This window comes from [Clostridium] saccharolyticum WM1 (assembly GCF_000144625.1).
GTDB classification, from domain to species: Bacteria; Bacillota; Clostridia; order Lachnospirales; family Lachnospiraceae; genus Lacrimispora; species Lacrimispora saccharolytica.
In genome coordinates, this window is the sequence record NC_014376.1 from 908,577 (window position 1) to 921,164 (window position 12,588).

Annotated in this window: 16 protein-coding genes; 13 read left to right on the forward strand and 3 right to left on the reverse strand. The window is 45.9% G+C overall.

Going from position 1 to position 12,588, the window contains the following annotated elements:
* The first annotated feature begins 138 nt into the window (after window positions 1-138).
* The 5 genes from CLOSA_RS04325 to holA all read left to right on the forward strand — a co-directional run bounded on the left by CLOSA_RS04325 (window position 139) and on the right by holA (window position 7,055).
* Complete coding sequence (locus tag CLOSA_RS04325) at window positions 139-1,005, forward strand: DegV family protein (RefSeq protein ID WP_013271551.1); 867 nt, start codon at window positions 139-141, stop codon at window positions 1,003-1,005.
* A 27-nt stretch (window positions 1,006-1,032) separates the two neighbouring features.
* Window positions 1,033-2,475, forward strand: coding sequence for a sensor histidine kinase (locus CLOSA_RS04330; protein ID WP_013271552.1), 1,443 nt, complete (start codon window positions 1,033-1,035; stop codon window positions 2,473-2,475).
* Between the two features lie 17 nt (window positions 2,476-2,492).
* Window positions 2,493-3,485 carry a GerMN domain-containing protein gene (locus CLOSA_RS04335; protein ID WP_013271553.1) on the forward strand — a complete coding sequence of 331 codons (993 nt, stop codon included), beginning with the start codon at window positions 2,493-2,495 and terminating at the stop codon, window positions 3,483-3,485.
* 62 nt (window positions 3,486-3,547) lie between these two features.
* On the forward strand, window positions 3,548-5,995 hold the full coding sequence (locus CLOSA_RS04340; protein WP_157669060.1) for a ComEC/Rec2 family competence protein: 2,448 nt from the start codon (window positions 3,548-3,550) through the stop codon (window positions 5,993-5,995).
* An 88-nt stretch (window positions 5,996-6,083) separates the two neighbouring features.
* The gene (gene holA, locus CLOSA_RS04345) at window positions 6,084-7,055 is read left to right on the forward strand and encodes a DNA polymerase III subunit delta (RefSeq protein ID WP_013271555.1); all 972 of its coding nucleotides are present in this window, start codon (window positions 6,084-6,086) and stop codon (window positions 7,053-7,055) included.
* A gap of 194 nt (window positions 7,056-7,249) precedes the next feature.
* On the opposite strand, the gene CLOSA_RS04350 is transcribed toward holA, so the two are convergent.
* The 3 genes from CLOSA_RS04350 to CLOSA_RS21650 are packed head-to-tail and all read right to left on the reverse strand — an operon-like array spanning window position 7,250 to window position 8,445.
* A complete protein-coding gene (locus CLOSA_RS04350) occupies window positions 7,250-7,432 on the reverse strand; it encodes a DUF6774 domain-containing protein (RefSeq protein WP_013271556.1) in 183 nt (60 codons plus the stop codon).
* A 54-nt stretch (window positions 7,433-7,486) separates the two neighbouring features.
* Window positions 7,487-7,948 (reverse strand): ImmA/IrrE family metallo-endopeptidase, encoded by a 462-nt coding sequence (locus CLOSA_RS04355; protein ID WP_334290387.1) that lies wholly within the window; start codon window positions 7,946-7,948, stop codon window positions 7,487-7,489.
* Window positions 7,949-7,962: 14 nt separating this feature from the next.
* Window positions 7,963-8,445 carry a helix-turn-helix domain-containing protein gene (locus tag CLOSA_RS21650; RefSeq protein ID WP_013271558.1) on the reverse strand — a complete coding sequence of 161 codons (483 nt, stop codon included), beginning with the start codon at window positions 8,443-8,445 and terminating at the stop codon, window positions 7,963-7,965.
* Between the two features lie 140 nt (window positions 8,446-8,585).
* On the opposite strand from CLOSA_RS21650, the gene CLOSA_RS04365 reads away from it, so the two are divergent.
* The 8 genes from CLOSA_RS04365 to CLOSA_RS04395 all read left to right on the forward strand — a co-directional run bounded on the left by CLOSA_RS04365 (window position 8,586) and on the right by CLOSA_RS04395 (window position 12,477).
* The gene (locus tag CLOSA_RS04365) at window positions 8,586-8,804 is read left to right on the forward strand and encodes a hypothetical protein (protein ID WP_013271559.1); all 219 of its coding nucleotides are present in this window, start codon (window positions 8,586-8,588) and stop codon (window positions 8,802-8,804) included.
* A gap of 112 nt (window positions 8,805-8,916) precedes the next feature.
* Entirely contained in the window at window positions 8,917-9,420 is a 504-nt protein-coding gene (locus CLOSA_RS04370) for a hypothetical protein (RefSeq protein ID WP_013271560.1), read from the forward strand.
* Window positions 9,417-9,659, forward strand: coding sequence for a hypothetical protein (locus CLOSA_RS04375; protein WP_013271561.1), 243 nt, complete (start codon window positions 9,417-9,419; stop codon window positions 9,657-9,659). Before CLOSA_RS04370 ends, CLOSA_RS04375 begins: the two co-directional genes overlap by 4 nt.
* Window position 9,660: 1 nt before the next feature.
* Window positions 9,661-11,127 carry a phage tail sheath family protein gene (locus CLOSA_RS04380; protein WP_013271562.1) on the forward strand — a complete coding sequence of 489 codons (1,467 nt, stop codon included), beginning with the start codon at window positions 9,661-9,663 and terminating at the stop codon, window positions 11,125-11,127.
* A gap of 1 nt (window position 11,128) precedes the next feature.
* Window positions 11,129-11,644 carry a phage major tail tube protein gene (locus CLOSA_RS04385; RefSeq protein ID WP_013271563.1) on the forward strand — a complete coding sequence of 172 codons (516 nt, stop codon included), beginning with the start codon at window positions 11,129-11,131 and terminating at the stop codon, window positions 11,642-11,644.
* A gap of 12 nt (window positions 11,645-11,656) precedes the next feature.
* Window positions 11,657-12,001 carry a phage tail assembly protein gene (locus tag CLOSA_RS04390; protein ID WP_013271564.1) on the forward strand — a complete coding sequence of 115 codons (345 nt, stop codon included), beginning with the start codon at window positions 11,657-11,659 and terminating at the stop codon, window positions 11,999-12,001.
* Between the two features lie 23 nt (window positions 12,002-12,024).
* The gene (locus tag CLOSA_RS22565; RefSeq protein ID WP_157668989.1) at window positions 12,025-12,171 is read left to right on the forward strand and encodes a hypothetical protein; all 147 of its coding nucleotides are present in this window, start codon (window positions 12,025-12,027) and stop codon (window positions 12,169-12,171) included.
* A gap of 6 nt (window positions 12,172-12,177) precedes the next feature.
* Window positions 12,178-12,477: a phage tail tape measure protein gene (locus CLOSA_RS04395; protein ID WP_041708463.1), complete on the forward strand. Its 300-nt coding sequence runs from the start codon at window positions 12,178-12,180 to the stop codon at window positions 12,475-12,477.
* The last annotated feature ends 111 nt before the right edge of the window (window positions 12,478-12,588 follow it).

Consider the following 12,588-nt stretch of genomic DNA (forward strand, 5'->3'; position numbering starts at 1 on the left):
TGCCGAAGGGAATTTGTCCCAAAGCAGGCTTTGAGCGATTTGACCCTTGCAGCATGGCCGGATGCAGGAGCGGAAACATTCCTGGGTTGGCTCATTGCTTTCGAAGTCAGACAGCCCTAGCAATAAAGGAGAACGGAAATGAAAGTAGCGATAGTAACAGACAGCAACAGCGGAATCACTCAGAGGCAGGGAGAGGAAGCCGGGATTTTTGTAGTGCCCATGCCCTTTATGATGGCTGGGGAAACATTTTATGAGGATATCAGTCTGACACAGAAGGACTTTTACGAAAAGCTGGAGGAAGGTGTGGATATTTCCACTTCTCAGCCGTCTCCTGCCGATCTTCTGGACCTATGGAACAGGCTTTTGGAGGAATATGAGGAAATTGTGCATATTCCCATGTCCAGTGGTTTAAGCAGTGCCTGCCAGACGGCCCTTATGCTGGCAGATGATTATGAGGGAAAGGTATATGTGGTCAACAACCAGAGGATTTCAGTGACTCAAAGACAGTCGGTTCTGGAGGCCAGGAAAATGGCGGATACGGGAATGACTGCTGCTGCCATTAAGGAGAAGCTGGAAGAGACGAAGATGGATTCTACTATTTACATTACCCTGGATACCCTGGAATATTTAAAAAGGGGCGGAAGGATCACGCCGGCAGCAGCACTTTTAGGGACCTTTCTAAGAATCAAGCCGGTTCTCACCATTCAGGGGGAGAAGCTGGATGCTTTTGCCAAGGCAAGAACCATGAAGCAGGCCAAAGCCATGATGATCACGGCTGCGAAAAAGGATATGGAGGAGCGCTTCGGTGATCCGGAAGGAATCCGTACCGGCATTGCCATCGCCCATACCAACAATGAAGCGGCTGCCATGGAATTTAAAAAGGAGCTGGAGGAGATTTTTCCAAAGACAGGAGAAATCTACGTAGACAACCTTTCTTTAAGCGTATCCTGCCACATCGGGCCGGGAGCGCTGGCAATCGCATGCACCAAAAGGCTGGATGTATGACGGGGATAAAGTTGGAGGTGGGCGGTCATGTTCCAGATAAAGATTTTTAATCAGAAACATGCCATGAGCCTGCGGGTAACCCTGATCATTGTCTTTCTGTTGGTGGGATGCATCCCCGTAATGATCCAGAATTCAGTTATGCTGGGGGCTTACCGGCAGAATCTCATTGATAACAGGATGCAGGAAATTCAAAACCAGTGCTGGATCCTAAGCAACAAGATGACGAGGATCGGATATTTGACCATGGAGCCAAGGGACCCGCTTTTGGACAATGAAATGTCTGTCAAGGCAGACATGTTCAATGGACGGATCGTGGTAGTGAACCGGAATTTCAGGATTATCAGCGATACCTTCTCCCTTTCTGTGGGCAAGCTTAACGTATCTGAGGAGGTCATCCGGTGCTTTGACGGAGAAAACAGCAGCAAGTATAATTCTGAAAAGCATTATTCGGCTCTGACCATCCCTATTTATTCCAACAGCCAGGAAAAGGAGATTGCAGGCGTCATGATTGTGACGGCATCTACGGAGGACCTGCTGAACCGGATTTCCATTGTATCGGAAAAGGGAGCATTTCTTCAGCTAATGATTTTCTCTGTTCTGGCCATATTTGTGGTTCTCCTTGTGAAGCTTTTGATAAAGCCCTTCCGGGAACTGCAGCGGATGTTAAACCGGGCGGCAGAAGGAGAGATGGATGAGGAAGTCAGTTCCTATGCTTATAAAGAAACCATGCAGATTACGGAAACTATTAACATGACCTTAAAGAAGCTAAAGGCGGTGGATCAGTCCAGGGAGGAGTTTGTGTCCAATGTGTCCCATGAACTGAAAACCCCTATAACGTCCATCCGGGTTCTGGCCGATTCCCTTATGGGAATGGAGGATGTTCCGGAAGAGCTTTACCGGGAGTTTTTAAGTGACATATCCGATGAAATCGAGCGGGAAAGCAAGATCATTGATGACCTGCTGTCTCTGGTCCGCATGGACAAGATTTCCGGAGGAAATTTAAATATTGCCCAGGTAAATATTAACGGACTCATGGAGCTGATCTTAAAGAGGCTGCGCCCAATTGCCGGAAAGCGCAATGTGGAGCTGACGTTTGAAAGCATCAGGGAGGTCACTGCCGATGTGGATGAGATGAAGCTGTCCCTGGCATTAAGCAATCTGGTGGAGAATGCCATCAAGTACAATGTGGAAGGCGGCTGGGTCCGGGTAACTCTTGATGCTGACCATAAGTTTTTTTACGTAAAGGTAGCTGATTCTGGAATCGGGATTTCGGAAGAGTTTCAGGAGCATGTATTTGAACGGTTCTACCGGGTGGATAAAGCCAGATCCAGAGAAACAGGAGGCACAGGCCTTGGTCTTTCTATTACTAAAAAGATAGTGCTGATGCACCAGGGTGCATTGAAGCTTCAAAGCAAGGAGGGGGAGGGAGCCACATTTACCGTACGAATTCCTCTCACTTATATTTCTTAGAAACAGGAGGCGATTAGATGAAACGCCTGATGAAGCGGCTGAAGGCTGTTCTGCTCTTAGCGTGTGCCCTATGCCTGGCCGGCTGTGGTAAAAAAGAAGGAGAGGGAACAGAAACCATTGATGAGGTTTATCAGATTTATTATTTAAATTCTGCCATGACGAAGATGGAACCACAGGAGTATCAAATGCCCAGGAAGCCGGAGGGGGACTTGGAAGAGCTGACAGACTGGAGGATCCGGAATCTTATGGAACAGCTTCGGACCGTTCCTAAGGACCTGGACCGGCAGGCTGCGGTTCCGGATAAGGTGGGCTTTGACCGGTATAAGCTGGAGGATACGGTTCTTTATCTTTATTTTGATAACAATTACGCCATGATGAACGGAACCAGGGAGATCTTATGCAGGGCTTCCCTGGTAAGAACGCTGACCCAGGTGAAAGGAGTGGATTATGTTGCGGTATATACAGCGGAACAGCCCCTCATGGACAGCTCAGGAAGTCCGGTAGGCCCTATGGCCAACTCAGACTTTATTGACAACATCAGCAACGTCAACTCTTATGAGAAGACGGAGCTTCCTTTGTATTTTGCCGATGATACCGGGGAGAAGCTGGTCAAGGAAACCAGGGAAGTGGTGCATAACGTAAACACATCTCTGGAAAAGCTGGTTATAGAGCAGCTGATCGCAGGACCTGGCAGGCCGGGGATGAATCCCACCCTTCCCAAGGATACAAAGCTTCTTAATGTGTCGGTCAATGAAAATATTTGTTATATTAATTTTGATTCCGCATTTCTTAACAACACCCTGGAGGTAAAGGAATACATTCCCATTTATTCCATTGTAAATTCCCTGGCTGCGGCCTCCTCCATCAATAAGGTGCAGATCACGGTAAATGGTTCCCAGGAAGTCATGTTTAGGGATTCTATTTCCTTAAACCAGCTTTTTGAACGCAACCTGGATTACAATGCGGAGAATGAAGAAGCATCCAATGAAATAGGAGGAACAGAACAATAAAACGACCATTATGTCTGATCGCAGGGGGATTTGTACTTGGAGAGGCTGCCGCTTTGCTGGTTATGACATCCTGGCTTTTGATTCCGGCTTTCCTAGCTGCCGGGATTGTTCTTTATGGTTATTGGAGAGGCAGAAACCGGCTTTGGGTTCTTTTGCCTCTTCTTTTTTTGTACCTGGGTGCAGCCTGGGCAGGATATGACAAAGGAAGATGGAGGGAACGGGAAGAAAAGACAGAACGCATGTTAGGAAACTATGTGGAGGTTCAGGGAAAGGTGGCTGCTCTGGAAGAGGAACATGGAGCTCTGAGGATCACCTTAAAGGGAAATCAGGTGTGGGAATACGGGAACGGAGGAAGGACGGAGGCCTCTCCGATTCAACTTCCCGGCCTTCTTGTGACAATGAAGACTTCTCTACCGATGAAAAAAGTAACTTTGCGTCTGGGACAGACAGTAAGGATCAGAGGAGAAATTCAGCCTTTTTCCCAGGCCAGAAATCCGGGGGAATTTGATTCCAAAGCCTATTATCAGGCTCAGGGACTGGATTGCAGACTTTTAGGAGAGGAACTTGTGATGATTGATCCCCATCAGGCTCCTGTTGCCCAGAGACTCCACCTCATCAGGGAATGGGGAAAAGAGATCCTTTACCGGTACGGGGAAGAGGAGGATGCCGGAATTTTTACGGCGGCGGTGCTAGGAGATAAACGGGGGGTTTCCAAGGAAATAAAAACTCTGTATCAGAAAAACGGGATCGCTCACCTTCTGGCCATCAGCGGCCTTCACATGTCCTTTGTAGGGATATTCCTATACCGGATCCTTAGAAAAGCCGGGCTTGGTTACGGGGGGTCCGGTCTGGCCGGTATGGTTCTGATCTTCCTCTACGGACTTTTAACCGGGGGAGGTCCTTCGGTCATGAGAGCAGCTATGATGATGAGTACGGGATTTTTGGCCTCCTATCTTGGAAGAACGTATGATTTATTGTCCTCTGCCTCTCTGGCACTACTTTTTTTGGCCTTTCAATCGCCCCTTCTGATTACCCAGGGCGGGTTCCAGCTATCCTTTGGGGCTGTTTTTGCCATAGGATGGGTGAGTCCTGTGATTGCAGACTGGATCGGGAAAGAAAAGCCTCTCGCCGCTGCTGTTTCCGCCTCCTTTGCCATACAGGTGGTCACCATGCCGGTTCTGCTCTATCATTTTTACCAAATCCCACTTTATAGTATTTTTCTGAATCTTCTTGTGATTCCCCTGATGGGGGGCGTGCTCTGTTCCGGGTTCGGTACGATTATCCTTGGTAGTTTAAGCCCAGTCATGGGAGTATTTGCAGCTGGAACGGGACACTATATTCTGGCTTTGTACGAGTTCCTTTGCCGGAAGGTGGCCGCACTTCCCGGTGATAGCCTGACGACTGGAAGGCCGGGGGCGGCGCGGATGACGGCATATGGCCTGCTGCTGATGGTTGGACTGGTGTCTTTGACATTGACAGGAAAGAACCAGGGAGAGGCTGATGGGGAAGAGGGTGCGGAAACAGCAAAAGAAGAGGGGAATGGAACGAAAAGGGAAAAGAAAAAAGAAAAGGAAAAGAAGCAGAGACAGAAACAGAAACAGGGATTACGGGGGAGTTCTTATCTTGGTAAATTGCTTATTCTATTCGCAATGTATTGCCTATGCATACTTTTCTTCCGGCCGGATCCGGTCCATGGGCTGGAAGCCCTGTTCCTTGATGTTGGACAGGGGGATGGCATTTTGCTGCGGACGGAGAGGTATGCGGTACTGGTGGATGGGGGAAGTTCTTCAAAAAAGTCTTTGGGTGAATATACTCTTGAACCGTGCTTAAAGAGCCTGGGAGTTTCCGTGATCCATTACGCATTTATCAGCCACGGGGATCTGGATCATTTAAGCGGGGTAGAATATCTTCTGGACTCCTGTGACGACATAAGGATAGAAAACCTCATGCTTCCTTATCATGGGAGAGAGGATAAGTCCCTGATCAGGATGGCTGATCTTGCCAAAAAGCGGGGGACAAAGGTGCGGTACTTGGCCGGGGGTGAGAGAATCCAGGTTGGAAGGCTTGGGATTGCCTGCCTTTACCCTAACATATGGGATGTGCCGGAGAACACCAATGAGGAATCAGAGGTGCTTAAGATGGATTACGGAAACTGTCATATGTTGTTTACCGGTGATATGGGTGAGGCGGGAGAGGAAAGGCTTCTTCAACGGCCCATGGAAACCAGACTGTTAGGGGAGGTCAATGTGTTGAAAACTGCACATCACGGCTCCAGATATTCTTCCAGTCAGGCATTTCTGAATGCAATAAAGCCCCGATGGGCCGTTATATCCTACGGTGAGGGAAACTCCTATGGCCATCCTCACGAAGAGGTATTGGAACGTCTGGAGAATCAGAAGACAGAAGTTTTAAAAACCGGAGTGAGCGGGGCCGTTAAGATGTGGACGGATGGGGAAATGGTCCGGTTTACAAGTTTCATTGACGGAGATGGATTCTCCCGGTATAATTAAGTAGAAGTAAGGTTGAAGGAGATTATCTATCAGCCTTACATTTTTCAGAAAGCTGGATATATAAGCTAGAAATGAGAGGAAGAACACCATGCAGACGCTGACCCAGGATATGAAAAATCACAGCTTCAAGCCGGTCTATCTTCTTTATGGAGAGGAAGCATTTTTAAAGAACAGCTATAAAAATCAAATGAAAGCGGCTGTCACTGCAGGTGATACCATGAACTTCAACCAGTTTGAAGGAAAGGGGATCGATGTGCGTGAAATTATCAGTCTTGGGGATACTATGCCTTTTTTTGCGGAAAAGCGACTGATCCTTGTGGAAAACAGCGGTTTTTTTAAGTCAGCTTCGGAGGAAATGGCCTCTTATCTGTCCCAGATCCCTGACACGACCTGCCTGATCTTTGTGGAATCAGAGGTGGATAAAAGGAGCAAAATGTTTAAGAAGGTAAAGGAACTGGGGTATGCGGCTGAAATGGAGCGCCAGGACATGGCCCAGCTTTCCAGATGGGCGGGAACTTTGCTTTCCAGAGAGGGAAAGAAGATTACAGGCCATACCATGGAACTGTTTCTCAACATGACCGGAGATGATATGGAGAATATCCGCATGGAGCTGGAAAAGCTCATAAGCTACACTTTGGGTCGGGAAATCATTACGGATGAGGATGTGGAGACGATCTGTACGGTTCGGACCACCAATAAGATTTTTGACATGGTAGCGGCAATCGTGAACCGGCAGACAAAGAAGGCCATGGACCTTTATGAAGACCTGCTCACCTTAAAGGAACCACCCATGAGGATCCTGTTTCTTATTGCCAGGCAGTTCAACCAGCTATTACAGGTAAAGGAGCTGATGGGAAAAGGAATGGATAAGGGCGGTATTTCCTCAAAGCTTAAAATCCCCCCCTTTGCGGCGGGGAAGATTATGCCCCAGGCAAGAACCTTTTCCAGGGAACAGATCCTGTCTTATGTAAATCTATGTGTGGAAGCGGAGGAAGCTGTGAAGACTGGAAGACTCAATGACAGAATGGCGGTGGAATTGCTGCTGACACAAAAGTATTAAGCTTTTATTTGGTATCAGGTTTTCCGGTATGACTAATAAAATGTTAAGAAAAGCAGATTCCTGGTAACCTGCTTTTCCGTTTGAAATGTAAGAATGGAGCGCTGCTTTTTAAGATGATTGTCATCTGTTTAGCAATGCTCCATTCTTTATGGATCGGATTTCATGAAATCCCCTTATTACAACAGTCATTACCATCAGTTGGTATCTTTATCATCCCCGCTATCACAGCAAAGGTCCCGATGGGCTGTAATGGTACTCAGCGTGTCACCTAGCTGGGAAAATATGGTGCTTAACAGAGCAATTTCATCGGAAGACCGGCCTTCTGCGATGCAGCAGGCCAGGGAAGATACAAACATTACAAGTTCGCAGGACTGCATAAATATCACCTCTGGATAGTATATGTGGCAGAGAGGCGGCAAGACAGAAAAAACTCATACTAGTTTATAGATGTTAAAGGGTTCGAATAGTATGAGATAATCGTCTTTCTGCAATCCTTTTCCGTATTTGGCCTGATAGCAGTGAATTGCTTCCTGCAAAAACTCTTCCGTCACATTCAGGTGTTCCGCAACCTCGTACCTGTTTCTGCAGCCGGCCTCCTTTGCAGCCACCAGCCTTTCCAGAGTTATCATCTTATGGTAGGCCCATAGCCTGGCGGTGCGTTCCTGTTTCTGGTTGGATGCTTCAGACTGGTCCAGGATGTCCCCGGTGGTGGTATGATAATGCCCCAGCTCCTCCGCCAGGACACAGGCCTTCTGGCAGTCCGGCATATCCTGGCGGATCAGAATCTGAGTCCCTCTGATCCTGCCGTCATTGGCTAACAGCGGCCGTTCCTTGATGATAATTCCCTGGGAATCCGCTTCTTCTAATAAAGATTCATAGTTCAAATAAATCACCTCAATGAGTTATCTTATTCATCAAAAAAGGCATCATCATGCTGTTTCATTTCCTCGGTTACCTTGATGTCAGTTCTTTCATGGGCAGCAACCGGCTCTAGGTAAGCTCTGTTATTTCCATCAGAAAGTTTTACAATGCTGCTGTCTTTGCTGTATTCGGGGATATGGACCATCTCCTTTACCCGTTTTAAGGCTTCTTTTTGACCTTTTTCATTTAAACGTTGAAAGTTCTCAAGCATCTCTCCTGCATATTCTCCGAAACAGCCGCTTACGTAGCTGAAAGCGGAAGCGTTATCGCTCTCCCAGCCCATAAGATAAGCCGGGGTTGTTTTCAATGCGCTGGCGATGGCTATGATCTTTGATTGGGGAAGTCCTCTTCCGTCTACCTCGATCTTGTTTATAGAAGAACGTGATTTATAGCCTGCCTTCAAAGCCAGTTCTTCCTGGGAGATTCCCAGCTCTTCCCGCCTTCTTTTAATGATCTGTCCTATTTCCATAGGATCACCTCCATAGGAGCATTATATCACGGTGTAGAAGAATATTCAACAAAATATCGAAATGCTGTTGACAAATGTGATACATAGGAGTATCATAACAAATGTAGACGAAATGACTACAAGAAAAAGGGGGGAGAGGTATGACAGATACGGTTCGGCTAAATGATGAAATTAAAAACTCCGGACTGAAAAAAGGGTGGATCGCAGCAGAACTGAGCCTGTCAAGCTATGGTTTTCGACGAAAAATAAACAATGAAAACCAGTTTAAGGCAGGGGAGATCAAGGAGCTGTGCAGGCTGCTTAAAATTACATCACGGAAGAAGAAGGATGAAATTTTTTTTGTTGATAATGTAGACTGAATGACTACATTGGGCAGATGGGAAAGGAAAGGTTGATGAGAATGAAGGGCTTGGGAAAGGTGAGGAGTCCCACTAATGAGAGAAGAAATAAAGAATATGTTAGGAGGATGGAATGACAATCAATGAACTGCAGGATCATTTGATGAAAGAAATTAAAAACCTGACAAAGGATATGTACATAACTGATTCACAAGGGGAGTTTACAGAACTTAAAGGATATCTCCAGTCAGCAGATGCAAAAGCTCTATCTGGAAGAGGAGCAGCCGATGCTGATGAAGGAATGGAACAGCCAGGGGAAAAGTACTTTCCTTACTTCGTGGTCAGGCTGGACAAGGTGGAATACAGAAAAAAAGAAGCAGAGAATGCAAACCAGGCACACATTTTTGTTGAATTCAGTATCTGCAACTCTAATTCTGACAGAAAAGGCTTTTATACGCTGTCGGCTGTTCTGGAAAAGGTCATAGGGCGTTTTCAGAATGATTCGCTATTGGGACCTTTCTGGTGTGAGCGCGCGATGGCGGCAATCTTTCATAAGGAGGATGAGTTTCCGTATTGCAGGGGAGAGCTTGAAATGTTCTGGAATCTTCCGGATATTGAAATAGGAGATGTTTCATGAAAAATAAAAGTTCTGTAATATATGTGGGTCCTTCTCTGGAACATATTGTCCGGGAAGGAAGTGTATTTCGGAATGGGTATCCTCAGAAACTGAAGGAGTTAATGAAGGAGCAACCATTTCTGGAGGAATTATTGGTGCCAGTCGATTTGCTGGCTGAAACAAAAAAAGCGATCCGGAATCCAGAGAGTAGCATGAGAATGTTGTACCGGAAAGCAGAAAAAATCAGGAGGAAAGAATAATATGACATACAAACATGGTATTGAAGTAATTGAAAATAAAACATCGTTTCCCAATCCGCTTTCTACCCGATATGGGGTACAGGTTGTATTAGGAACTGCGCCTGTAAACCTGGCTGAAAATCCTTATGGGATGACTAATAAGCCTGTGAAAGCAGCAAGCTTTGAAGAGGCGGCAAAGCTTTTGGGATATAGTGAAGACTGGAACAATTTTACACTTTGTGAAAGTATGTACGCCAGCTTTAAAGTATTTCAGGTATCACCGGTTATCTTTATCAATGTTCTGGATGCGAAAAAACACAGTAAGGATGTACAGGAGGCCAGTTATCAGGTATCCAGTCATCAGTTAACTCTTAAGAACTCAGGTATTTTAAAAGACACAGTTAAAATCTCTGCTTTACCGGGAGGAGAGGAGAAGACACTTTCTGAAAACAAGGATTTTATTATGGATTTTAATGATACCGGATACCTGGTTATCACGTTATTGAGTACAGGAAGTGCCTATGAGGCCAGTGAAGTAAAAGCATCTTTCAAAGTTATTGCACCAGATATGGTAAAAGAGGAAGACTTAATCGGTTTCTACAATGTCGAAACTGGAGAAGAAACCGGTATGGAAGTATTGCGCCAGATCTATCCGAAATATGGACTCGTTCCAGGGGCTCTTTTAGCTCCGGGCTGGACGGTAAAGCCCAGCATTGGAGCGGCTCTTCAGGCAAAATGTGAAGGAATCAGCGGGATTTTCAGAACCATGTGTCTGCTTGATTTAGATACGAAAAGGGCTAAAAAATATACGGATTGCCTTATGGTGAAAAAAGAAATGGGGTATGACGAGGAACATTCCATTGTACTGTGGCCAAAGGTTATTAAGGACGGAAAACAATACAGCTATTCAGCCATTTATGGGGCAATGATGAGCTACTATACAGTCATTAACGGTGATGTTCCGTATGTGTATCCATCCAATAAGCTGTTAAATGTGGATGGTGCCGTACTCGCTGACAGTACAGAAATACTTCTTGATCAGGTCCAGGCAGGAGAATTGAACGGCAGCGGTATTGTGACCGCCTTTCACGACAATGGTTGGAAATCATTTGGAAATAATACCGGCTGTTATCCGAACAACACGGATCCTAAGGACCGTTGGATAGGCTGCCGTAGAATGTTTGATTTTGTGGCTAACTATTTTATTACCGTATATCGCGCAAAGCTTGATGAGGGTATGAATAAAAGGATGGTGGATGACATCATCAACAGCTTTAATATTTGGGGAAACAGCCTGATGGCATCAGGTATGTGTGCAGGACTTTACGCTGAATACCGTAAGGATGAGAATACAATAGCAGATATTCTGGCTGGGCATATGAAGGTGAGAATACATTTTGCACCTTATACACCGGCAGAATATATTCAGGCAATAGAAGAATTTGATGTAACAGCATTTGAATACGCAATGGCAGCGAAGGAGGAATAATATGTTAAAACTTCATTTAATCAACAGATATACTGTATACAGAGGTGGGAAGGAATTAATCGGTACTGCCGAAGAAGTGAAACTCCCGGAAATTACTAATTTAACAGACAGCCTGGAAGGCGCCGGTGTAGGCGGAACCATGGCAGTGCCGGTAATCGGGCTGGTAGATGATATGGAAATGGAAATTCCGTTCATGTCACTTTGCAATGATATTTTTTCTCTCATGGACCCGACCCAGACCGCAGATATTACCTTAAATGGAGCCCTGCAGGGAATGGATGGGGGGAATGGAAGTGTGGGCTACAAGCCGGTTTCTATTACTGTACGTGGAGTTGTCAAAAAGTTTGCACCGGGATCCATGAAATCCGGAGCTAAGATGGGCTCCAGTGTGACCCTCGGACTCAGCTACTATAAGATTGTACTGGATGGAAAGACAGTGCTTGAAATTGATAAGTTAAACGGCGTTTATGTGGTCAATGGAAATGATGTCCTCAGTCAAGTAAGGGACATGTGTTAAGGAGAAGGTAAAATGGAAAAAGAGAAAAAAGTGATGGAATCAGTAGAAACAGATATTAAACAGGAATGGCTGAAGATTAAATTGAAAACTCCGGTAGAGTATCAGGGAATCCAGGTGGAAAGTCTTGATATGTCCGGTATGGAAACCCTGACTGGTCGGGATCTAAATGCTATTTATGATCTTTATGCCAATATGGGGGGAAGCGGGATTATTATGCAGGAGGCAACCCTTTTGTTTGCCCAGCTGATTGCCTCTAAGGTAACCGGATTTCCTCTGGAACTGTTCTATGCCATGAAGGCAGGAGATTCCGTGAAACTTAAAAACCGGGTATACCGTTTTTTCTTCCTCGAGGGATAGGCTGCGCAGAGGATATCCGGAAGGTGAACAAGGCATTTATATTTGCGGGCCGGTATACCAAAGCCGGCCCGGAATTCTACTTTTCCCTTCCCTTAGGACAAGCAGCCAGGCTGATCAGGGATGTAGCGGAAACAGCCAGGGAAGAAAACAGGGAAAGAAAGACGAGGTGATAAAATATGTCAAATAGTAATGGCATGGATAAAGGGATTAAAGTCCTTAGTCAGGCTTCGGATAAGTTTTTTAAAACAGCAGCAAAAGGCGGAAAATTGGCAGTTGATAAAACTACTGATTTTATAGAAGACTCAGTCTCAGCCGGTATGGAATTAGAATCTAAGATGAATTCAATCCAGACAATAACAATGTCTTCTTCCTATGGAATGGAGCGCCTCTATTCACTGGCCAGAAAAGTGGGAGAAACCACGGGTTTTTCCGCCGAAGCGGCAGGCCAGGAGTTGGAGCGCATGGCAAAGGCTTGACATCGGGCCGGCTGTATAGAAATATACAGCGCATACCGGGGAAAATCGGTGAAAGCTAAAACTGTTAAAGGTGAAAACAATGACAGTCATGCCAATACCGAGAGAGCTGCG

What these genes read in the sequence shown, in the direction of transcription:
- CLOSA_RS04365 (WP_013271559.1), top strand. Translation starts at nt 8,586, where the DNA reads ATGACAGATACGGTTCGGCTAAATGATGAAATTAAAAACTCCGGACTG.
- CLOSA_RS04330 (WP_013271552.1), top strand. Translation starts at nt 1,033, where the DNA reads ATGTTCCAGATAAAGATTTTTAATCAGAAACATGCCATGAGCCTGCGG.
- CLOSA_RS04370 (WP_013271560.1), top strand. Translation starts at nt 8,917, where the DNA reads ATGACAATCAATGAACTGCAGGATCATTTGATGAAAGAAATTAAAAAC.
- CLOSA_RS04335 (WP_013271553.1), top strand. Translation starts at nt 2,493, where the DNA reads ATGAAACGCCTGATGAAGCGGCTGAAGGCTGTTCTGCTCTTAGCGTGT.
- CLOSA_RS04375 (WP_013271561.1), top strand. Translation starts at nt 9,417, where the DNA reads ATGAAAAATAAAAGTTCTGTAATATATGTGGGTCCTTCTCTGGAACAT.
- CLOSA_RS04340 (WP_157669060.1), top strand. Translation starts at nt 3,548, where the DNA reads ATGACATCCTGGCTTTTGATTCCGGCTTTCCTAGCTGCCGGGATTGTT.
- CLOSA_RS04390 (WP_013271564.1), top strand. Translation starts at nt 11,657, where the DNA reads ATGGAAAAAGAGAAAAAAGTGATGGAATCAGTAGAAACAGATATTAAA.
- CLOSA_RS04380 (WP_013271562.1), top strand. Translation starts at nt 9,661, where the DNA reads ATGACATACAAACATGGTATTGAAGTAATTGAAAATAAAACATCGTTT.
- CLOSA_RS21650 (WP_013271558.1), bottom strand. Translation starts at nt 8,445, where the DNA reads ATGGAAATAGGACAGATCATTAAAAGAAGGCGGGAAGAGCTGGGAATC.
- CLOSA_RS04395 (WP_041708463.1), top strand. Translation starts at nt 12,178, where the DNA reads ATGTCAAATAGTAATGGCATGGATAAAGGGATTAAAGTCCTTAGTCAG.
- holA (WP_013271555.1), top strand. Translation starts at nt 6,084, where the DNA reads ATGCAGACGCTGACCCAGGATATGAAAAATCACAGCTTCAAGCCGGTC.
- CLOSA_RS04385 (WP_013271563.1), top strand. Translation starts at nt 11,129, where the DNA reads ATGTTAAAACTTCATTTAATCAACAGATATACTGTATACAGAGGTGGG.
- CLOSA_RS04350 (WP_013271556.1), bottom strand. Translation starts at nt 7,432, where the DNA reads ATGCAGTCCTGCGAACTTGTAATGTTTGTATCTTCCCTGGCCTGCTGC.
- CLOSA_RS04325 (WP_013271551.1), top strand. Translation starts at nt 139, where the DNA reads ATGAAAGTAGCGATAGTAACAGACAGCAACAGCGGAATCACTCAGAGG.